Genomic DNA, 20,285 nt, shown 5'->3' on the forward strand with positions numbered 1-20,285 from the left:
GGCCTCCTGAAGTCGCGAAGTTACGGGCGGCGCCTGAACTAACGCAGCTGTCGCTAGTGACTACGCAGTTAATCTTGCGATCAAGATCAAGATCAAGATCAAGATCAAGATCAAGATCAAGATCAAGATCGGATCGGATCGGATCGTGGCTTTGTTTAGTTCTTCGCCTTCGAATGCCGCCACCCTTGGTCAAAGAACGCAAACACCACCACCAGCACCCCGGCCACCGCCAATATCATCGCCACGCCATCGGTGGAATGAGTCGCCGAACCTGCCACCAGCGCCAGCCCACCCAACGGCGCCAGGCCACCGGCCACCGCGGTACCGACCTCTCGCCCGGTGCCGAACCCGGACGAGCGCGTCTGCGTGGGGAATTGCCGGCTGAGGAACGACCCCTGCGGGGCGAACATCATCGGCGCCAGGATCCCGGTGCCCACGGCGATAGCCAAGTAGATCATCATCGGCTCGCCAGTCGACAGCAGTTGCAGGAACGGGAAGGCGAACAACGCCGACAGCAGCCCGCCGAGCATCAGCACGGTCTTGCTGCTCCACTTGTCGCACAGCCAGCCGAAGAACGGCACGGCGAAGATCGCCACCAGGCTGGCCAGGGTCACCGACAGCGAGGTGACATGGGCCTCGACGCCCTTGAACTGGGTGAGGTAGGCCAGCGAGAAGGTCTTGAAGATGTAGCTCAGGGCGTTGTAGCCCACCGCCACGAAGAACACCACGGCCAGGCCCTTGAGGTCGTTCCTGAACAGCAGCTTCAGCGGCGACACCTGCGGTTTGTCGTCGGCCTTGTCCAGCTCCTTGAAGTCCGGGGTCTCGGGGATGCTCTTGCGCACCCACAGGCCCACCGCCACCAGCGCGATACTGGCGATGAACGGGATGCGCCAACCGCCGGCCAGCAGGAATTCGTTGCCGTTCATGGTCAGCAGGTACACGGTCAGCGACGATAGCAGCAAGCCCAGGTTCAGCCCCAGCGCCGGCCAGGCGCCCTGGCTGCCGCGCTTGCCTTCGCTGGCGTGTTCGTAGGAGGTTACTGCCGCGCCGGACAACTCGGCACCGGCGCCCAGGCCCTGGATGATGCGGATGATCACCAGCAGGATCGGCGCCCAGATGCCAATGGTTGCGTAGCCGGGGATCAGGCCGATCAGCATGGTGCACAGACCCATCATGCAGAAGGTGATCACCAGCACATGCTTGCGCCCGAAACGGTCGCCCAGGTAGCCGAACAGCACGCCGCCGAACGGGCGGGCGATGAAGCCGATGGCGAAGGTGGAGAACGCCAGCAGCGAGGCCACCGCCGGGTTGCTCGGGTCGAAGAAGATCTTCGAGAAGACGATCGCCGCCATGGTCGCGTAGAGGTAGAAGTCATACCACTCCAGCATCGAACCGAAGATGGTCGCCGCCGCCACCTTGCGCAGGCGCTTGCGTTGTTGCTCTGGGGTTTCGGGCGCGGCCGGGGCCGTCTCGTATACCGACATCTGAGGTTTCCTTGTTGTCTTTGTAGTAGTGGATGCAGCAGGTGCTTCAGCGGGCCTCGAGGATCTTTTCGGCGATCATCTGGCCGATGGGGATGGCCGAGGTGGCGGCCGGCGACGGTGCGTTGCATACGTGCACCATGCGCGGCGTCTCGGCGAACAGGAAGTCGTGGACCAAGGTGCCGTCGCGCATTACCGCCTGGGCGCGGATGCCGGCCTCATAGGGCAGCAGATCCTCGACTTCGAGGGATGGGCAGTACTTGCGGCACTGTTCCAGGTAACCACGCTTGAACAGCGAGTTCTTCATCTCGGTGGTGCCGGAACCCAGGTTGTTCCAGATGGTTTTCCAGAAGCCGGGGAAGCCTGCGTACTCGGCGACATCGCGCCAGTTCACCGAGAACTTGCGGTAGTTCTCCCGGCCAAAGCCGAGCACCGCGTTGGGGCCGACGGTGACACTGCCGTCAATCATTCGTGTCAGGTGCACGCCAAGGAACGGCAGCTCCGGATCGGGAATCGGGTAGATGAGGTGGTTGACGATCTGGTTCTTGCTTGGTGGCAGGCGGTAGTACTCGCCGCGGAAGGGGATGATCTGGTGGTCGATCTGCACCCCGGCCAAGCGCGCCAGGCGGTCGGATTGCAGGCCGGCGCAGGCCACCAGTTGGCGGGCGCGCCAGGTGTTGCCGTCGGTGCTGACCGCGACATGATCGGCATGCTCCTGGATGGCGCGCACGGCGGTGGACAGGTGCACTTCGCCCCCGGCCTGGCGAATCACCTTGGCCATGGCGTCGCATACCTGCTGGTAGTTGACGATACCGGTGGCGTCGAGGAACAGCGCGCCCTTGCCGACGATGTTCGGCTCGCGTTCACGCAGGGCGCCGGCGTGCAGGCGCTCGACCTTCAGGCCGTTCTGTTGCGAACGCTCGTACAGCGCCTGCATGCGCTGAATCTCCAGGTCGTTGGAGGCCACCAGCAGCTTGCCGCAGACCTCGAAGGCGATGCCGTGCTCGGCGCAGAAGTCCTTGGTGGCCTGGGCGCCGCGCTTGCACAGGTCGGCCTTGAGGCTGCCGGGGGCGTAGTAGATGCCGGCATGGATCACGCCGCTGTTGTGGCCGGTCTGGTGGCGGCCGAGGCTGGCTTCCTTTTCCAGGATCAGCAGCGAGGCGCCGGGGCGACGGGTGAGCAGGGCCATCGCGGTGGCGAGGCCGACGATGCCGCCGCCGATGATGCAATAGTCGTAAGTCATGCAGGGTACCTTGGAATTCTTGTCGGTGAATCTGCTTATCAGGTTGTCAGACTAAGTAGTGCGCGTAAAACCTCGCCAGGCTGCGATAGGGGTCTCCAGAATCAGTCGAGGTCGGGAAGATCGAGTTTCAGGCGCTTGGCCGAAGCGCGCAGATGGGCCTCGGCGCAGGCGGCGGCCGCCTGCCGATCACCGTCGGCAATGGCCTGGTACAGCGCCCGGTGCTCACGGAGGGCGTCGGCCGAACCGCCCACGGCCGGGGTGGCGGAGTTTTCCCAGGCGGTGCGGCGCGCTGCGGCCAGCTGGCCACCGAGGAAATCGTGGAAGGCGACGAAGTAGTCGTTCTTGCCGGCATCGGCGATGGCCCGGTGAAAGGCCACGTCGGCGGCCGCGGCGGTGGCGAAGTCGCTGCGCGGGTCTTCCATGGTGCCCAGAGCCGCGGCCATGCGCTGCAGGTCGTCGGCGTCGCGGCGGCGAGCGGCGATGGCGGCGGCCTGGGTCTCGATCCACAGGCGCATCTCGAACATCTGCACCAGGTCCGGCTTGCGCCCGTTGCTGCCGGGAAAGCGGAACACCGTGCCGTTGGGAGTCTGCGAGATGTACGAACCGAGCCCGCGGCGAGCGATCAGCACGCCATCGGCCTTGAGCTGCGCCACGGCCTCGCGCACGACCGAGCGGCTGACATTGAGCTGTTCGGCCAACTGCTGTTCGGTGGGCAGACGCGACTCGGCGGCCAGGCGGCCGGCATCGATCTCGGCGCGAATGGCGCTGACGACGCGTTCAACGAGGGTGTCGGGACGCTGTAGCTCTAGCATGGGCGTGCGGGTGCCTATTGGTCAGGTTGTCAGACAATGCCCGTCCGCGCCTGCGGCTGTCAATGGTCTTGTGCCTTCATCGCGCAAGACTCAAGCCCCGCGACGAGGCCCGGATGACCTGCCTAGATCTCGGACACGAACGTCCCGGTCCCGTCGAGGATGTTGCGCAAGGTCAGCGCCACTTCCTCCAGGTCGCTGCCCGAGGTGGTCAGGATGATCTCCAGTTCCTCGTCGCCCTTCAGCGCGTCGCGATCCCCGGCCGCCACCTCGATCAGCAGGCGGGTGGCACTCAAGGTCACCTTCAGCCCGTCCAGCGTCGACGGCTCGTCGTCCAGGGTCAGGTCGACGGTGTCCTCGTCCGGGTAGCGGGTCAGCAGGAACATCTGGCCCTTGTCGCTGTGGCAGCACAGGGTCGCCATGTTGTCTTCCTCGTCGTCGCAGGGGGTGGCGAAGAGCAGGGCGGTTTTCAATTGCATGGCGCACTCGGATCAATGGAAATGAAAAGGAATTCTGACAGCCTTGCGCACACTGATAAACGTAAAGTTACCGCGCATTGACCGAAATTGTCGCAGCGCTGCAAGCCCAAGTGACCGTTCAGTCGTTAAGCTGCCCTGTCGATGGGTTCCCGTAAAGGCACAGCCACCTGGCAGTCGCTTTTGCAGGTACCCAACGCTTCTGTCTTGCCACGGGTTGGCTATGGTTGATCCGTACAAGGCGCATGTACGCGACGCTTCACCTATAACAAAGCCCAAGCGGAGTACCACAGATGGCGTTCTTCACCGCAGCCAGCAAAGCCGACTTCCAGCATCAACTGCAAGCGGCCCTGGCGCAGCACATCAACGAACAGTCCCTGCCACAAGTGGCACTGTTCGCTGAACAGTTCTTCGGCATCATCTCTCTGGACGAACTCACTCAGCGCAGGCTGTCGGACCTGGCCGGCTGCACGCTGTCCGCCTGGCGCATCATCGAGCGCTTCGACGCCGCGCACCCGCAGGTGCGGGTCTACAACCCCGATTACGAACGCCACGGCTGGCAGTCCACGCACACCGTGGTCGAGGTACTGCACCACGACCTGCCATTCCTGGTCGACTCGGTGCGCACCGAGCTCAACCGCCGCGGCTACAGCATCCACACCCTGCAGACCACCGTGCTCAGCGTGCGCCGCGGCGCCAAGGGCGAGCTGGTCGAGCTGCTGCCCAAGGGCACCCTGGGCGAGGGCGTCAACCATGAATCGCTGATGTACCTGGAGATCGACCGCTGCTCCAATACCGCCGAGCTCAACACCCTGACCATGGAGCTGGAGCAGGTGTTGGCCGAGGTGCGCGGCGTGGTCACCGACTTCGAGCCGATGAAAGCCAAGATCCGCGAGCTGCTGGAACTGGTGGAGCAGAACGCCTTCGGCCCCGCGCAGAACGACAAGGCTGAGGTGAAAAGCTTCCTGTCGTGGCTGCTGGACAACCATTTCACCTTCCTCGGCTATGAGGAGTTCACCGTCGAGTCCGACGCCGACGGCGGCCACCTGGTCTACGACGACGCTTCGTTCCTGGGCCTGGCCCGCCTGCTGCGCGCCGGTCTTGGCGCCGACGACCTGCGCATCGAGGACTACGCCGTCGCCTACCTGCGCGAACCGCGCCTGCTGTCGTTCGCCAAAGCCTCGCAGCCGAGCCGCGTGCATCGTCCGGCCTACCCGGATTACGTGTCGATCCGCCAGATCGACCAGGACGGCAAGGTCGTCAAGGAATGCCGCTTCATGGGCCTGTACACCTCGTCGGTGTACGGCGAGAGCGTGCACACCATTCCCTACATCCGCGGCAAGGTCGCTGAAGTCGAGCGCCGTTCGCACTTCGATCCGAAAGCGCACCTGGGCAAGGAACTGGCCCAGGTCCTCGAAGTGCTGCCCCGCGACGACCTGTTCCAGACCCCGGTGGACGAGCTGTTCAGCACCGCCATGTCGATCGTGCAGATCCAGGAACGCAACAAGATCCGCGTGTTCCTGCGCAAGGATCCGTACGGCCGCTTCTGCTACTGCCTGGCCTACGTACCGCGCGAGATCTACTCCACCGAGGTGCGGCAGAAGATCCAGCAGGTGCTGATGGAGCGCCTGAAAGCCACCGACTGCGAGTTCTGGACCTTCTTCTCCGAGTCTGTGCTGGCCCGCGTCCAGTTGATCCTGCGGGTCGACCCGAAGAACCGCATCGAGATCGACCCGCAGCAACTGGAGAACGAAGTGATCCAGGCCTGCCGTTCGTGGCAGGACGACTTCTCGGCGCTGGTGGTGGAAAACTTTGGCGAAGCCCACGGCACCAACATCCTCGCCGATTTCCCGAAAGGCTTCCCGGCCGGCTATCGCGAGCGCTTCGCCGCGCACTCGGCAGTGGTCGACATGCAACATGTGCTCAACCTGTCCGAGGCCAAGCCGCTGGCCATGAGCTTCTACCAGCCGCTGACCCAGCTCGGTGAGCGCACGCTGCACTGCAAGCTCTACCACGCCGATACGCCACTGGCACTGTCGGACGTGCTGCCGATCCTGGAAAACCTCGGCCTGCGCGTGCTCGGCGAGTTCCCCTACCGCCTGCGCCACGCCAGTGGCCGCGAGTTCTGGATCCACGACTTCGCCTTCACCTACAGCGAAGGCCTCAACCTTGACATCCAGCAGCTCAACGACACCTTCCAGGACGCCTTCGTCCATATCGTCAAGGGCGATGCCGAGAACGACGCGTTCAACCGCCTGGTGCTGACCGCTGGCCTGCCGTGGCGCGACGTCGCGCTGCTGCGGGCCTACGCCCGTTACCTCAAGCAGATCCGCCTGGGCTTCGACCTGGGCTACATCGCCAGCACCCTGAACAACCACACCGATATCGCCCGCGAGCTGACCCGGTTGTTCAAGACCCGATTCTACCTGGCGCGCAAGCTCACCAACGAAGACCTCGACGACAAGCAGCAGCGCCTGGAACAGGCGATACTCACCGCTCTGGACGACGTGCAGGTGCTCAACGAGGACCGCATCCTGCGTCGCTACCTGGACCTGATCAAGGCGACCCTGCGCACCAACTTCTACCAGCCGGACGCCAACGGGCAGAACAAGTCGTACTTCAGCTTCAAGTTCAACCCCAAGCTGATCCCCGAGCTGCCCAAGCCGGTGCCGAAGTTCGAGATCTTCGTCTATTCGCCACGGGTCGAGGGCGTGCACCTGCGCTTCGGCAACGTCGCCCGCGGCGGCCTGCGCTGGTCGGACCGCGAGGAAGACTTCCGCACTGAGGTGCTCGGCCTGGTCAAGGCCCAGCAGGTGAAGAACTCGGTGATCGTGCCGGTTGGCGCCAAGGGCGGCTTCCTGCCGCGTCGCCTGCCGCTGGGCGGCAGCCGTGACGAGATCGCCGCCGAAGGCGTGGCGTGCTACCGTATCTTCATCTCGGGCCTGCTCGACATCACCGACAACCTCAAGGACGGTGGCGTAGTGCCGCCGGCCAACGTGGTGCGCCACGATGACGACGATCCGTACCTGGTGGTGGCGGCGGACAAGGGCACCGCGACCTTCTCCGACATCGCCAACGGCATCGCCATCGACTACGGCTTCTGGCTGGGTGATGCGTTCGCCTCGGGCGGCTCGGCCGGCTATGACCACAAGAAGATGGGTATCACTGCCCGTGGCGCGTGGGTGGGCGTGCAGCGCCACTTCCGCGAGCGCGGCATCAACGTGCAGGAAGACCCGATCACCGTGGTCGGTGTCGGTGACATGGCCGGCGACGTGTTCGGCAACGGTCTGCTGATGTCCGACAAGCTGCAACTGGTGGCGGCGTTCAACCACCTGCACATCTTCATCGACCCGAATCCGGACCCGGCCACCAGCTTCGCCGAGCGCAAGCGCCTGTTCGACCTGCCGCGTTCAGCCTGGAGCGACTACGACACCGGCATCATGTCCGAAGGCGGCGGGATCTTCCCGCGCAGCGCCAAGAGCATCGCCATCAGCCCGCAGATGAAGGAACGCTTCGCCATCGAGGCCGACCGCCTGACCCCGACCGAACTGCTGCATGCACTGCTGCAGGCGCCGGTGGACTTGCTGTGGAACGGCGGCATCGGCACCTACGTCAAGGCCAGTACGGAAAGCCACGCCGATGTTGGCGACAAGGCCAACGACGCCCTGCGCGTCAACGGCAACGAGCTGCGCTGCAAGGTGGTGGGCGAGGGCGGCAATCTGGGCATGACCCAGCTCGGCCGTGTCGAGTTCGGTCTCAATGGCGGCGCCACCAACACCGACTTCATCGACAACGCCGGTGGCGTCGACTGCTCCGACCACGAGGTCAACATCAAGATCCTGCTCAACGAAGTGGTGCAGGGTGGCGACATGACCGAGAAGCAGCGCAACCAGCTGCTGGGCAGCATGACCGACGAAGTCGCCGGGCTGGTGCTGGGCAACAACTACAAGCAGACGCAAGCGCTGTCGCTGGCGGCACGCCGTGCCCGCGAGCGCATCGCCGAGTACAAGCGCCTGATGGCTGACCTGGAAGCACGTGGCAAGCTGGACCGCGCCATCGAGTTCCTGCCCAGCGAGGAACAGTTGGCCGAACGCCTGGCGGCCGGGCAGGGCCTGACCCGCGCCGAGCTGTCGGTGCTGATCTCGTACAGCAAGATCGACCTCAAGGAGCAACTGCTCAAGTCGCTGGTGCCGGACGACGACTACCTGACCCGCGACATGGAGACCGCGTTCCCGCCGTCGCTGGTCAGCAAGTTCGCCGACTCCATGCGTCGCCACCGCCTGAAGCGCGAGATCGTCAGCACCCAGATCGCCAACGACCTGGTCAACAACATGGGCATCACCTTCGTGCAGCGCCTGAAGGAGTCCACCGGCATGAGCCCGGCCAACGTGGCGGGCGCCTACGTGATCGTGCGCGACATCTTCCACCTGCCGCACTGGTTCCGCCAGATCGAGGCCCTGGACTACCAAGTCCCGGCCGAGATTCAGCTGACCCTGATGGACGAACTGATGCGTCTGGGCCGTCGGGCCACCCGCTGGTTCCTGCGCAGCCGCCGCAACGAGCAGGATGCTGGGCGTGATGTGGCTCACTTCGGGCCGAAGATCGCCCAGTTGGGGCTGAAACTCGACGAACTGCTGGAGGGGCCGACCCGCGAGCGCTGGATGAACCGCTACCAGGGCTTCGTCGACGCCGGGGTACCGGAGTTGTTGGCGCGCATGGTCGCTGGCACCACGCACCTGTACACCCTGCTGCCGATCATCGAGGCCTCGGATGTCACCGGGCACGATCCGGCGCAGGTGGCCAAGGCGTTCTTCGCGGTGGGCAGCTCGCTGGACCTGACCTGGTACCTGCAGGAGATCAGCAACCTGCCGGTGGAGAACAACTGGCAGGCCCTGGCCCGCGAGGCGTTCCGCGACGACATCGACCTGCAGCAGCGGGCGATCACCATCTCCGTGCTGCAGATGGCCGACGCGCCGGAAGACATGGACGCCCGCGTGGCCCTGTGGTGCGAGCAGCACCGGGTGATGGTCGAGCGCTGGCGCGCCATGCTCGACGACCTGCGCAACGCCACTGGCACCGACTATGCGATGTACGCGGTGGCCAACCGCGAGCTGGTCGACCTGGCGCTGAGCGGTCAGGCGGCGGTGATTCCGTCCTGAGCCTTGCGCTGAAGTGAAAAAAGCCCCGGCAGCGATGCCGGGGCTTTTTCATGGGGCGTGCGCGGAGTTTGTGGTGGTGCGCGAATCGAGCGCCGCCCGCGCGGTCTCACTGGCGATAAAAATCTTGTGACGAGCCCCTCGCGTTACTTGAACCGCCGCTCCACCCCTTTCTCCACCAGGATCTTCGCCGAAATCTCCTCCACCGAAAAATGCGTGGAATTGATGTTGGGAATGTTCTCCCGACGGAACAGGTTCTCCACTTCGCGCACCTCGAACTCGCACTGGGCGAAGCTTGCGTAGCGGCTGTTGGGCTTGCGTTCGTGGCGGATCGCGGTCAGGCGGTCGGGGTCGATGGTCAGGCCGAACAGCTTGTTGTGGTGCTTCTTGAGCACCGCCGGCAACTGCAGGCGCTCCATGTCGTCCTCGGTCAGCGGGTAGTTGGCGGCGCGAATGCCGAACTGCATGGCCATGTACAGGCAGGTCGGGGTCTTGCCGCAGCGCGACACGCCCACCAGGATCAGGTCGGCCTTGTCGTAGTAGTGGGTGCGTGCGCCGTCGTCATTGTCCAGGGCGAAGTTGACCGCCTCGATACGCTCCATGTAGTTGGAATTGCCACCGATCGAGTGGGATTTGCCCACGGAATACGACGAATGGGCGGTCAATTCCTGCTCGAGAGGGGATAAAAACGTCGAGAAGATGTCGATCATGAAGCCATTGGAGGTGGCCATGACCTCACGGATGTCCTGGTTGACGATGGTGTCGAAAATGATCGGACGCACCCCGTCGCGCTCGGCCGCGGCGTTGATTTGCTGGACCATGGCCCGGGCCTTTTCCAGCGTGTCGATGTAGGGGCGCGTGAATTTATTGAACGGAATGCTCTCGAATTGTGCGAGCAGGCTCTGGCCCAGCGTTTCTGCAGTGATGCCGGTACCGTCGGAGATGAAGAACGCGGTTCGTTTCATTTGCACCTGGGGGCCTTAAGCTGCCGAAGATTTCTGGATATGATAGGTTCGGTTTGCCGAACGCGGTTGCACGGCATTCTCACTTATTTTCCAGGTCCAGGCCACAAGCGTCCGGCCCAGTCATTCAGGCAGGCGGGCGCCCTTGAGCTTTTCCAATACAGTTAGTGGAGAGATCACCTTGGTAGAGTACGTAGTTTCCCTCGATAAGCTCGGCGTCCATGATGTGGAGCATGTGGGGGGCAAGAACGCATCCCTGGGCGAGATGATCAGTAACCTCGCAGGTGCCGGTGTCTCGGTGCCGGGCGGCTTTGCCACTACGGCTCAGGCGTACCGCGATTTTCTCGAGCAAAGTGGCCTCAACGACCGCATTCATGCGGCGCTCGACGCGCTGGATGTCGACGATGTCAACGCCCTGGCCAAGACCGGCGCGCAGATCCGCCAGTGGGTGATGGAAGCCGATTTCCCGGCGCGTCTCGATTCGGAAATCCGAACCGCCTTCGCCGAAATGTCCCAGGGCAATGACAACATGGCCGTGGCCGTGCGTTCCTCGGCCACCGCCGAAGACCTGCCGGACGCCTCCTTCGCCGGCCAGCAGGAGACCTTCCTCAACATCCGTGGCGTCGACAACGTGATCCGCGCGGCCAAGGAAGTGTTCGCCTCGCTGTTCAACGACCGGGCCATTTCCTACCGCGTGCACCAGGGCTTCGACCACAAGCTGGTCGCCCTGTCCGCTGGCGTGCAACGCATGGTCCGCTCCGAGACCGGTACCGCGGGCGTGATGTTCACCCTGGACACCGAGTCGGGCTTCCGCGACGTGGTGTTCATCACCGGTGCCTATGGCCTGGGTGAAACCGTGGTTCAGGGTGCGGTCAACCCGGACGAGTTCTACGTGCACAAGAACACCTTGCAGGCCGGTCGCCCGGCGATCCTGCGCCGCAACCTGGGCAGCAAGGCGATCAAGATGGTCTATGGCGACGAAGCCAAGGCCGGTCGTTCGGTCAAGACCGTCGAGGTCGACCGCGCCGAGCGTGCGCGCTTCTGCCTGAGCGACGACGAAGTCAATGAACTGGCCAAGCAGGCCATGATCATCGAACAGCACTACCAGCGCCCGATGGACATCGAGTGGGCCAAGGACGGTGACGACGGCAAGCTGTACATCGTCCAGGCCCGTCCCGAGACCGTGAAGAGCCGCGCCAGCGCGAATGTCATGGAGCGCTACCTGCTGAAAGAGAAGGGCACCGTGCTGGTCGAGGGCCGCGCCATCGGCCAGCGCATCGGCGCCGGCAAGGTCCGCGTGATCAACGACGTGTCCGAGATGGACAAGGTCCAGCCAGGCGATGTGCTGGTCTCGGACATGACCGACCCTGACTGGGAACCAGTGATGAAGCGCGCCAGCGCCATCGTGACCAACCGTGGCGGGCGTACCTGCCATGCGGCGATCATCGCCCGTGAGCTGGGCATCCCGGCGGTGGTCGGCTGCGGTAACGCCACCCAGGTCCTGAAGGACGGCCAGGGCGTCACCGTTTCCTGCGCCGAAGGCGACACCGGCTTCATCTTCGAAGGTGAGCTGGGCTTCGACATCAAGCAGAACTCGGTCGATGCCATGCCGGAGCTGCCGTTCAAGATCATGATGAACGTCGGCAACCCGGACCGCGCCTTCGACTTCGCCCAGTTGCCCAATGCCGGTGTCGGCCTGGCGCGCCTGGAGTTCATCATCAACCGTATGATCGGCGTGCACCCCAAGGCGCTGCTCAACTACGCCGGCCTGCCGCCGGAGCTGAAAGAGAGCGTCGACAAGCGCATTGCCGGCTACAACGACCCGGTCGGCTTCTATGTCGAGAAGCTGGTCGAGGGCATCAGCACCCTGGCTGCGGCCTTCTACCCGAAAAAGGTCATCGTGCGCCTTTCGGACTTCAAGTCCAACGAATACGCCAACCTGATCGGCGGCAAGCTCTACGAGCCGGAAGAAGAAAATCCGATGCTGGGCTTCCGCGGTGCGTCGCGCTACATCAGCGAGTCGTTCCGTGACTGCTTCGAGCTCGAGTGCCGTGCGCTCAAGCGCGTGCGCAACGAGATGGGCCTGACCAACGTCGAGATCATGGTGCCGTTCGTGCGCACCCTGGGCGAGGCCAGCCAGGTCGTCGACCTGCTCGCCGAAAACGGCCTGGCCCGCGGCGACAACGGCCTGCGCGTGATCATGATGTGCGAACTGCCGTCCAACGCCATCCTGGCCGAAGAGTTCCTCGAGTACTTCGACGGCTTCTCCATCGGCTCCAATGACCTGACCCAGCTTACCCTGGGCCTGGACCGCGATTCCGGCATCATCGCCCACCTGTTCGATGAGCGAAATCCTGCCGTGAAGAAGCTGCTGGCCAACGCCATCGCCGCGTGCAACAAGGCCGGCAAGTACATCGGCATCTGCGGCCAGGGCCCGTCGGACCACCCCGACCTGGCCAAGTGGTTGATGGAGCAGGGCATCGAAAGCGTGTCGCTGAACCCGGACTCGGTGCTCGAGACCTGGTTCTTCCTGGCCGAAGGCCAGGGCGCGGCCTGATGCGGTAACAGGGCGCCTGTTGCGCCCTGGTGTTAGTGCGTGGGAGCGGCAGTGCGCCGATGCGACTTGCCCCGCGATAGCGTCAGTGAAGACACCTCTGTAGTCTGCTCTGACGCCATCGTGGGCAAGTCGCATCGGCGCACCGCCGCTCCCACGTTTCATGTCCAATGAATTTGTGAAGCCATGCAAAGCAGCAGCACCCAATTTCCCGTCGCGTTGCTCAGTGCCGAGCGCCGCGGCGACCTCAGCGAAGACGTCTACCGGATCAAGGCCGGCAACAGCCCGGATGCGAGCGTAGAGCTGGCCGTCACCCGCCTGGGCCTGGCCGATCAGGACCGCGTCCAGGGCATGCCGGTCATTCTCCTGCACGGCAGCTTCTCCAACCGGCGCTTCTGGTATTCGCCCAAGGGCATCGGCCTGGGCGCCTACCTGGCGCGCGCCGGTTTCGATGTGTGGATCCCGGAGATGCGTGGCCACGGCCTGTCGCCGCGCAACCGCGACTGGCGGCAGAACCGCGTGGCCGACTATGCGCGCTACGACCTGCCGGTGATCGGCGCCTTCGTACATGAAAAAGCCGGGCAGGTACCGCGCTGGATCGGCCACTCGCTGGGCGGCACCACGTTGGCGGCGGCGCTGGGCAGCGGCTATCTCGACACCGGCCTGGTGGCCAGTGCGGCGTTGTTTGGTACCCAGGTCAGCCGGGTTTATTGGTCGTTAAAAGTGCCACCGGTGGAGTGGGGCGCGCGCATGCTGCTCAAGCGTTTTGCGCAGATTTCCGGTTCGCGCCTCAAGCGGGGCCCGGAAGACGAACCCATCGGCCTGGCCCTGGAGAGCCTGCGCTGGAATGGCCTGTTCGGCCGCTTCGGCGACAAGGAGAAGGACTGGTGGGCGGGGCTGGCCGAAGTCGAGGTGCCGCTGCTGGCGGTGGCCGGGGCCGGTGACTTCCAGGATCCGGTGTGGGCCTGCCGCAAGCTGTTCGAGCAGTTTGGCGGTGATGCCAGGCAGTTCCTGCGCCTGGGTCGGGAGGAGGGCTTCGAGGCCTTCGGGCATGTCGACATGCTGGTCAGCAAGGCGGCGCAGACGCAGGTGTGGCCGTTGATGGAGCGCTGGCTGCGCGACCCCCTGGTGCCGGTGCATGCCTCGACGGTGGTGATGGAGCCTGTGGCTGCCAGTTGAACATCGGCCGGCGCGGCGACGGTTCAACTGACTGCTCGGTCCCGGATGACTGCCGGCCCTCCCAAGGTGTAGCCTTGGCCGACACCCGCTTTCGTTGTGACTGACAGGAGTTTCCCATGCAGCATTACGTAACGCCCGACCTGTGCGACGCCTACCCGGACCTGGTCCAGGTGCTCGAACCCATGTTCAGCAACTTCGGCGGCCACGACTCATTCGGCGGCCAAATCGTCACCATCAAGTGCTTCGAAGACAATTCCCTGGTCAAGGAACAGGTCGAGCTCGACGGCAAGGGCAAGGTCCTGGTGGTCGACGGCGGCGGTTCGCTGCGCCGTGCGCTACTGGGCGACATGCTCGCGGAGAAGGCCGCGAAGAATGGCTGGGAAGGCCTGCTGATCTACGGCTGCGTGCGTGACGTGGACGTGCTGGCGCAGACCGATGTCGGTATCCAGGCCCTGGCCAGCCACCCGATGAAGACTGACAAGCGCGGCATTGGCGACCTCAATGTCGCGGTGACCTTTGCCGGCGTGACCTTCCGCCCGGGCGAATACGTGTACGCCGACAACAACGGCGTGCTGGTCTCGCCAAGCCCGCTGAAGATGCCCGAGTGATTCGCCGCACACCCATGGAGCTTTGATGTTCGAGGAAGACAACGCGCAATGGGGCCTGGTGCATGCCCTGGTGCTCGATGGCAAGGGTGGCGCGCGTTCGATCGCCCGCACCGAGCTGGACGACCTGCAGTTGCAGCCCCAGGAGAGCCTGTGGCTGCACTGGGACCGCAGCCATCCGCAGACCCGCACCTGGCTGCTGCACGACAGCGGTCTGAGCGAGTTCGCCTGCGAACTGTTGCTTGAGGAGAACACCCGCCCGCGCCTGTTGCAGATGGCCGGCGAGCAGATGCTGCTGTTCCTGCGCGGGGTCAATCTCAACCCGGGTGCCGAACCCGAGGACATGGTCTCGGTGCGTATCTTCGCCGAGGCGCGGCGAGTCATCTCGCTGCGTTTGCGGCCGCTGCGCGCCAGCGACGAGGTGCTCCAGCAACTGGATGAGGGCCGGGGCCCGAAAACGGCTTCCGAACTGTTGTTGCTGATGGGCGAACTGTTGACCGAAAAGGTCCAGGCGCTGGTCAGCGACCTGTCCGAAGCGGTCGATCTGGAAGAGGAGAAGGCAGAATCCGACGAACGGTATTCGCCGGCACAGGGCAGCCTGCAGCAGATCCGCCGTCGTGCCGCCGGCCTGCGCCGTTTCCTTGCCCCTCAGCGCGATATCTATGCCCAGCTATCGCGCAATAAATGCAGTTGGTTCGCCGATGCTGACGCGGACTACTGGAACGAGCTGAACAACAGCCTGATCCGCTACCTCGAAGAACTCGAACTGGCTCGCGAGCGAGCCGCCCTGGTGCTGGAAAGCGAGGATCGGCGCCGCAGCGAGCGGATGAACCGGACCATGTACCGGTTTGGCATCATTACCTGCATTTTCCTGCCCATGAGCTTTGTCACGGGCCTGCTGGGCATCAATGTCGGCGGTATTCCCGGGGCGGAAAACCCCTACGGCTTCGCGCTCGCCTGCACCGTGGTGCTGGGGCTGGCGGCGGGGCAGTGGTGGTTGTTCCGTCGGCTGCGCTGGGTCTGAAATGAGGTATTTTGAAACATTCGCCCCAGTGGCAGGTGTGACCCATCGCTTGGCACCCACGTCTTTGACTCACATTGCGCGAGGTGCCCATGCACGATCCGTTTGAAGAATCCCTGCGTGACCTGCTCAAGGCGTCGCCGTCCGGCCAGGACCGTGACGACGCCGCGTGCCTGGGTCGTGTGCTCAAGACCGCCAACCGCCAGGTTGGCGCGGGCGATCTGTTCAGCCTGCTTGGCCGCTGGAGCCAGGCGCTGCTGATCGCCGTGAACAATGGCTCGGCGCATGTGGCGCCGGTGCGCCGCAACTCTACCCGCAACCCTGCCGCAGGCAGCCCTGCAGATAAGGCCGATTGAATATGGAACTCGATCTCTGGACCCAGAGCCTGGTCACCGCCATGACTGCCCTTTGGACCAAGGTGGCGAACTTCATCCCCAACCTGTTCGGCGCGCTGGTCGTGGTGCTGCTTGGTTTCGTCGTGGCCAAGCTGCTCGACACCTTGCTGTCCAAGGTGCTGGCCAAGTTCGGCCTGGACCGCCTGATGAGCGGCACCGGCCTGACCAAGATGCTCGCCCGGATTGGTATCCAGGTTCCGATCTCGACATTGATCGGCAAGATCGTCTATTGGTTCGTGCTGTTGATCTTCCTGGTTTCGGCGGCGGAGTCGCTGGGCCTGGAGCGGGTCTCGGCGACCCTGGACATGCTGGCGTTGTACCTGCCCAAGGTGTTTGGTGCGGCACTGGTGATGCTGGCCGGCGTGCTGTTGGCTCAACTGGCCAACGGCCTAGTGCGTGGCGCCGCCGAGGGCATCGGCCTGGAGTACGCTGCTGGCGTTGGGCGTATCGTCCAGGGTCTGGTGATCATCATCAGTATTTCGGTAGCCATCAGCCAGTTGGAGGTCAAGACCGACCTGCTCAACCACGTGATCGTCATCGGGCTGATTACCGTTGGTCTGGCAATTGCCCTGGCGATGGGCTTGGGCAGCCGCGAAATCGCCGGGCAGATCCTGGCCGGCATCTATGTGCGCGAGCTTTACCAGGTTGGCCAGCAGGTGCGGATTGGCGAGGTCGAAGGGCACATCGAGGAGATCGGCACGGTCAAGACGACCCTGCTGACCGATGATGGCGAATTGGTGTCGTTGTCTAATCGCGAGCTCCTCGAGCAGCGCGTGAATAGCCGCTAACCGCACAAAAGCTGTTAATGTATGCCGCCGCAAAAATCGGCCCACGGGGCCGAGCGGCGACATTGACCTGACTGTCGGCCAGATCCGTTTTGAATAAAGTTCATTCGCCGCCCATGCGTTATGACCCCCGCGAGCTCACCGACGAGGAGTTGGTGGCGCGTTCGCATGAGGAGCTGTTTCACGTCACCCGCGCCTATGAGGAGCTCATGCGGCGCTACCAGCGCACGCTGTTCAACGTCTGTGCGCGCTACCTGGGGAACGATCGGGATGCCGACGATGTCTGTCAGGAGGTGATGCTCAAGGTGCTCTACGGGTTGAAGAACTTCGAGGGCAAGTCCAAGTTCAAGACCTGGCTCTACAGCATCACCTACAACGAATGCATCACCCAGTACCGCAAGGAGCGTCGCAAACGCCGGCTGATGGATGCGCTGAGCCTGGACCCTGTCGAAGAGGCGTCCGAGGACAAGGCACCAAAGCCGGAAGAAAAAGGCGGGCTGGATAAATGGCTGGTACATGTGAACCCGATCGACCGGGAAATCCTGGTGCTGCGCTTTGTCGCGGAGCTGGAATTCCAGGAAATCGCGGACATCATGCACATGGGCCTGAGCGCCACGAAAATGCGCTACAAGCGTGCGCTCGACAAGCTTAGAGAGAAATTTGCAGGCGTGGCTGAAACTTAGTGGCCTGCAAATACCTCTAACCAACCGGCAAGTTCTGCTAGACTTGCCGTCGAGTTGTCCCCCGGATGTTGGTGGGACTGCTTAACTATCACCAGATGGGGATTTAACGGATGAAATTGAAAAACACCTTGGGCTTGGCCATTGGCTCGCTCGTAGCCGTGACTTCGCTCGGCGCTCTGGCTCAAGGCCAAGGCGCAGTCGAAATCGAAGGTAACGTTACCAAGCAGTTCTACGACAGCGAACGTAACTTCAAGAACACCGGCACCAATCCAGGTGTTCGCCTCGGTTACTTCCTGACCGACGACGTCTCCCTGGACCTGGGCTACAACGAGACCCACAACGCTCGTGGTGAAGTCTTCAACAAAGACATCAAAGGCTCCAAGACCAAGCTCGACGCTACCTACCACTTCGGTACCGTAGGCGATGCACTGCGTCCGTACGTTTCCGCCGGTTTCGCTCACGAGAGCCTGGGCCAGGCCACTCGTAGCGGCCGTGACCACTCCACCTTCGCCAACGTTGGCGCTGGCGCCAAGTGGTACATCACCGACATGTTCTTCGCCCGTGCCGGCGTCGAAGCCATGTACAACATCGACAACGGCAACACCGAGTGGGGTCCGACCGTTGGTCTGGGTCTGAACTTCGGTGGCAGCGGTGGCCAGAAAGCCGCTCCTGCGCCTGCTCCAGTTGCCGAAGTCTGCTCCGACAGCGACAACGATGGCGTCTGCGACAACGTCGACAAGTGCCCTGACACCCCAGCCAACGTTACCGTTGACGCTGATGGCTGCCCGGCTGTTGCCGAAGTCGTTCGCGTTGAGCTGGACGTCAAGTTCGACTTCGACAAGTCGGTCGTCAAGCCAAACAGCTACGGCGACATCAAGAACCTGGCTGACTTCATGAAGCAGTACCCACAGACCACCACCACCGTGGAAGGTCACACTGACTCCGTCGGCCCAGACGCTTACAACCAGAAGCTGTCCGAGCGTCGTGCCAGCGCTGTCAAGCAGGTCCTGACCCAGCAGTACGGTGTTGAATCGAGCCGTGTTGACTCGGTTGGCTACGGTGAGACCCGTCCGGTCGCCGACAACGCCACCGAAGCTGGCCGCGCCGTCAACCGTCGCGTAGAAGCTCAGGTAGAAGCCCAGGCCAAGTAATTGGTTTGACGCTTCACGAAAAACCCGGCCTCGGCCGGGTTTTTCTTTGTCCGCGATTTCTGGGTGCCTATGGGGCGCGGTTTGCCTGTGTGCTTAGGCTCGTACAGAGCCTAGTGCTTGAGCAGAACCAGCAACAGCACCATGTTCAACAGCAGCGACAGCAACCCAATCGTGCGCCATACCTTCAGTGGCTCACGCTCAAGCAGCGGCCGTGGTCGCTCGTCCAGTTCCTGGCGATCCCCCCGCTCCAGCAACAGCAACCACTGTTCGGCGGTCTCGAAGCGCTGCGCTGGATCTGCCGCCACCGCCTGCAACAGGCTGTGCTGCAACCACTCCGGCACATCCGGGCGGTAGCGCGCCGGGTTTACTGGCGTACCGAAGCGTGGCCGTTGGAACGCCTCGACTTCGCCGTAGGGGTAGTGGCCGGTAAGCAGCTGGTAAAGCGTCACGCCCGCGGCATAGAGGTCCTGACGCGGCGCAGGGGGCAGGCCGTCGTAGGCTTCCGGGGCAAGGAACGAAGGCGTGCCTGGCAAGGCGTGGGGCGGGTCTTCGGAAAGCCCCGGGCAGTACGCCAGCCCGAAGTCGAGCAGGCGCAACTGGCCATCTTCGCCCAAGTGAAGGTTTTCCGGCTTGATGTCACGGTGCAGCAGGTTGCGCCGGTGCAGTGCGCCGACAGCCTGCAGCAGCTGGCGCGCCATTTCCAGCCATTGCGCCAGGGGCAGCGGGCCGCTCGCCACGAGCAGGCTGGCGAGGGTCGTGCCCGGGTATTCGCGCATCAGGTAGTACAGGTGCTGGCGCTGGCTGGCCGGGTGCACTTCGGGGAAGTGGCGGCCGGCGACCCGGCGCAGGAACCACTCTTCCATGAGCAAGGTCTGGGCGGCCCCGGGCTCGTTGTCGCGGGCCGGGGGCAGGGTCTTGAGCAACCAGGGCCGACCTTGCGGGTCACGGGTGCGGTAGAGCAGCGCTTGCCTGCTCTGGGCCAGCAAACCGTCGACCTGCCAGCCATCGATCATCTGGCCTTCACGCAAAGCGGCTGGCAGCGGCCACTGCTTGAGCTGCGCCAGGGTGTCGCCCAGGTTGCTCGCGCCCAGCTGGTCGACTCGTACCAGCAAGGCGCTGGCATTGTCCTGGCTGCCGCAGTGATGGGCGCTGGCCACGAGGGTATCGGCGGCTTCCTGCAGGTCGGGGTGTTCGCGCAGGATCGACTGGATATGCACATCGCCCAGGCTGGCCCACACGCCGTCGCTGAGCAGCACGAAGCACTCGCCTTCGTGCAGATCGCCTTCCAGATAGTCCACCAGCAACTGCTGGTCCAGCCCCAGCGCGCGCTTGAGCACGTGCTGCATGCCGGGCTGGTCCCACACATGGTCTTCACTCAGGCATTGCAGCTGGTCGTCCTGCCAGCGGTACACCCGGCAGTCGCCGACGTGGGCGAGGGTGAAGCGTCGCCCGCGCAGCACCAGGGCGCTGAGGGTGGTGAGCAGCGGCTGGCCATTGCCTTGGGCGCGCAGCCAGCGGTTCTGCGCCACCAGCAGACGGTCCAGGGCCTGGGCCACGCTCCAGGTGGCGGGCGTGGCGTAGTAGTCGAGGGCCAGGGCCTGCAAGCTGGCGCGTGCTGCCAGGCCGCCGTCGGCGCACTGGCTGACGCCGTCGGCCAGCGCGCACAAGTAGCCTTTGCTGGCTGCCAGTTCGGCTGCCGGGGTGACCAGGCGCATGGCATCCTGGTTTTCCGTGCGCGGGCCTGTGGCGCTGGCCTGGGCGAAGCTCAGTAGCAGGCTCATGGGT

At 63.9% G+C, this 20,285-nt stretch carries 15 protein-coding genes; 9 read left to right on the plus strand and 6 right to left on the minus strand.

Annotation, left to right across the window (positions count from 1 at the left end; translation table 11 throughout):
• Nucleotides 1-155 precede the first annotated feature (155 nt).
• From ACQ4OD_RS19905 to ACQ4OD_RS19920, 4 genes are all read right to left on the minus strand, one after another.
• Nucleotides 156-1,484 (minus strand): MFS transporter, encoded by a 1,329-nt coding sequence (locus ACQ4OD_RS19905; protein WP_023632061.1) that lies wholly within the window; start codon nucleotides 1,482-1,484, stop codon nucleotides 156-158.
• A gap of 46 nt (nucleotides 1,485-1,530) precedes the next feature.
• Nucleotides 1,531-2,724, minus strand: a complete 1,194-nt coding sequence (gene lhgO, locus ACQ4OD_RS19910) for an L-2-hydroxyglutarate oxidase (RefSeq protein ID WP_430944809.1) — start codon at nucleotides 2,722-2,724, stop codon at nucleotides 1,531-1,533.
• A gap of 101 nt (nucleotides 2,725-2,825) precedes the next feature.
• Entirely contained in the window at nucleotides 2,826-3,536 is a 711-nt protein-coding gene (locus ACQ4OD_RS19915) for a FadR/GntR family transcriptional regulator (protein ID WP_110704525.1), read from the minus strand.
• Between the two features lie 122 nt (nucleotides 3,537-3,658).
• Nucleotides 3,659-4,012, minus strand: coding sequence for a hypothetical protein (locus tag ACQ4OD_RS19920; protein WP_110704523.1), 354 nt, complete (start codon nucleotides 4,010-4,012; stop codon nucleotides 3,659-3,661).
• Nucleotides 4,013-4,302: 290 nt separating this feature from the next.
• Here ACQ4OD_RS19920 and ACQ4OD_RS19925 point away from each other — a divergent pair, with 290 nt between their 5' ends.
• A complete protein-coding gene (locus tag ACQ4OD_RS19925; RefSeq protein ID WP_139669700.1) occupies nucleotides 4,303-9,168 on the plus strand; it encodes an NAD-glutamate dehydrogenase in 4,866 nt (1,621 codons plus the stop codon).
• 143 nt (nucleotides 9,169-9,311) lie between these two features.
• Here ACQ4OD_RS19925 and ppsR read toward each other — a convergent pair whose 3' ends face one another.
• A complete protein-coding gene (gene ppsR / locus ACQ4OD_RS19930) occupies nucleotides 9,312-10,130 on the minus strand; it encodes a posphoenolpyruvate synthetase regulatory kinase/phosphorylase PpsR (protein WP_046854746.1) in 819 nt (272 codons plus the stop codon).
• 178 nt (nucleotides 10,131-10,308) lie between these two features.
• Here ppsR and ppsA point away from each other — a divergent pair, with 178 nt between their 5' ends.
• The 8 genes from ppsA to ACQ4OD_RS19970 all read left to right on the plus strand — a co-directional run bounded on the left by ppsA (nucleotide 10,309) and on the right by ACQ4OD_RS19970 (nucleotide 18,500).
• Nucleotides 10,309-12,684 (plus strand): phosphoenolpyruvate synthase, encoded by a 2,376-nt coding sequence (gene ppsA, locus ACQ4OD_RS19935; RefSeq protein WP_102682729.1) that lies wholly within the window; start codon nucleotides 10,309-10,311, stop codon nucleotides 12,682-12,684.
• Nucleotides 12,685-12,867: 183 nt separating this feature from the next.
• Nucleotides 12,868-13,860 (plus strand): alpha/beta fold hydrolase, encoded by a 993-nt coding sequence (locus tag ACQ4OD_RS19940; RefSeq protein ID WP_430944810.1) that lies wholly within the window; start codon nucleotides 12,868-12,870, stop codon nucleotides 13,858-13,860.
• Between the two features lie 116 nt (nucleotides 13,861-13,976).
• The gene (gene rraA, locus ACQ4OD_RS19945; protein ID WP_023630330.1) at nucleotides 13,977-14,468 is read left to right on the plus strand and encodes a ribonuclease E activity regulator RraA; all 492 of its coding nucleotides are present in this window, start codon (nucleotides 13,977-13,979) and stop codon (nucleotides 14,466-14,468) included.
• A gap of 25 nt (nucleotides 14,469-14,493) precedes the next feature.
• Nucleotides 14,494-15,489, plus strand: coding sequence for a zinc transporter ZntB (locus ACQ4OD_RS19950; protein WP_110704517.1), 996 nt, complete (start codon nucleotides 14,494-14,496; stop codon nucleotides 15,487-15,489).
• Nucleotides 15,490-15,578: 89 nt separating this feature from the next.
• Nucleotides 15,579-15,842 carry a hypothetical protein gene (locus ACQ4OD_RS19955; RefSeq protein ID WP_038706516.1) on the plus strand — a complete coding sequence of 88 codons (264 nt, stop codon included), beginning with the start codon at nucleotides 15,579-15,581 and terminating at the stop codon, nucleotides 15,840-15,842.
• Between the two features lie 2 nt (nucleotides 15,843-15,844).
• Entirely contained in the window at nucleotides 15,845-16,669 is an 825-nt protein-coding gene (locus ACQ4OD_RS19960) for a mechanosensitive ion channel family protein (RefSeq protein WP_102682732.1), read from the plus strand.
• A 113-nt stretch (nucleotides 16,670-16,782) separates the two neighbouring features.
• Nucleotides 16,783-17,349 carry an RNA polymerase sigma factor SigX gene (sigX, locus tag ACQ4OD_RS19965; RefSeq protein WP_046854750.1) on the plus strand — a complete coding sequence of 189 codons (567 nt, stop codon included), beginning with the start codon at nucleotides 16,783-16,785 and terminating at the stop codon, nucleotides 17,347-17,349.
• A 110-nt stretch (nucleotides 17,350-17,459) separates the two neighbouring features.
• A complete protein-coding gene (locus ACQ4OD_RS19970) occupies nucleotides 17,460-18,500 on the plus strand; it encodes an OmpA family protein (RefSeq protein WP_046854751.1) in 1,041 nt (346 codons plus the stop codon).
• 110 nt (nucleotides 18,501-18,610) lie between these two features.
• On the opposite strand, the gene ACQ4OD_RS19975 is transcribed toward ACQ4OD_RS19970, so the two are convergent.
• Nucleotides 18,611-20,281, minus strand: coding sequence for a protein kinase domain-containing protein (locus tag ACQ4OD_RS19975; protein ID WP_430944811.1), 1,671 nt, complete (start codon nucleotides 20,279-20,281; stop codon nucleotides 18,611-18,613).
• Nucleotides 20,282-20,285: the final 4 nt, after the last annotated feature.

The sequence above is a fragment of the Pseudomonas sp. WC1 genome (assembly GCF_050586565.1).
Lineage (GTDB): Bacteria > Pseudomonadota > Gammaproteobacteria > Pseudomonadales > Pseudomonadaceae > Aquipseudomonas.

Bases quoted from the DNA above. Each gene is read 5' to 3' on its own strand.
- ACQ4OD_RS19950 (WP_110704517.1), top strand. From the start codon at position 14,494: ATGTTCGAGGAAGACAACGCGCAATGGGGCCTGGTGCATGCCCTGGTG.
- ACQ4OD_RS19955 (WP_038706516.1), top strand. From the start codon at position 15,579: ATGCACGATCCGTTTGAAGAATCCCTGCGTGACCTGCTCAAGGCGTCG.
- ACQ4OD_RS19960 (WP_102682732.1), top strand. From the start codon at position 15,845: ATGGAACTCGATCTCTGGACCCAGAGCCTGGTCACCGCCATGACTGCC.
- ACQ4OD_RS19915 (WP_110704525.1), bottom strand. From the start codon at position 3,536: ATGCTAGAGCTACAGCGTCCCGACACCCTCGTTGAACGCGTCGTCAGC.
- ACQ4OD_RS19940 (WP_430944810.1), top strand. From the start codon at position 12,868: ATGCAAAGCAGCAGCACCCAATTTCCCGTCGCGTTGCTCAGTGCCGAG.
- ACQ4OD_RS19925 (WP_139669700.1), top strand. From the start codon at position 4,303: ATGGCGTTCTTCACCGCAGCCAGCAAAGCCGACTTCCAGCATCAACTG.
- rraA (WP_023630330.1), top strand. From the start codon at position 13,977: ATGCAGCATTACGTAACGCCCGACCTGTGCGACGCCTACCCGGACCTG.
- ACQ4OD_RS19905 (WP_023632061.1), bottom strand. From the start codon at position 1,484: ATGTCGGTATACGAGACGGCCCCGGCCGCGCCCGAAACCCCAGAGCAA.
- lhgO (WP_430944809.1), bottom strand. From the start codon at position 2,724: ATGACTTACGACTATTGCATCATCGGCGGCGGCATCGTCGGCCTCGCC.
- ACQ4OD_RS19970 (WP_046854751.1), top strand. From the start codon at position 17,460: ATGAAATTGAAAAACACCTTGGGCTTGGCCATTGGCTCGCTCGTAGCC.
- sigX (WP_046854750.1), top strand. From the start codon at position 16,783: ATGCGTTATGACCCCCGCGAGCTCACCGACGAGGAGTTGGTGGCGCGT.
- ppsR (WP_046854746.1), bottom strand. From the start codon at position 10,130: ATGAAACGAACCGCGTTCTTCATCTCCGACGGTACCGGCATCACTGCA.
- ACQ4OD_RS19975 (WP_430944811.1), bottom strand. From the start codon at position 20,281: ATGAGCCTGCTACTGAGCTTCGCCCAGGCCAGCGCCACAGGCCCGCGC.
- ACQ4OD_RS19920 (WP_110704523.1), bottom strand. From the start codon at position 4,012: ATGCAATTGAAAACCGCCCTGCTCTTCGCCACCCCCTGCGACGACGAG.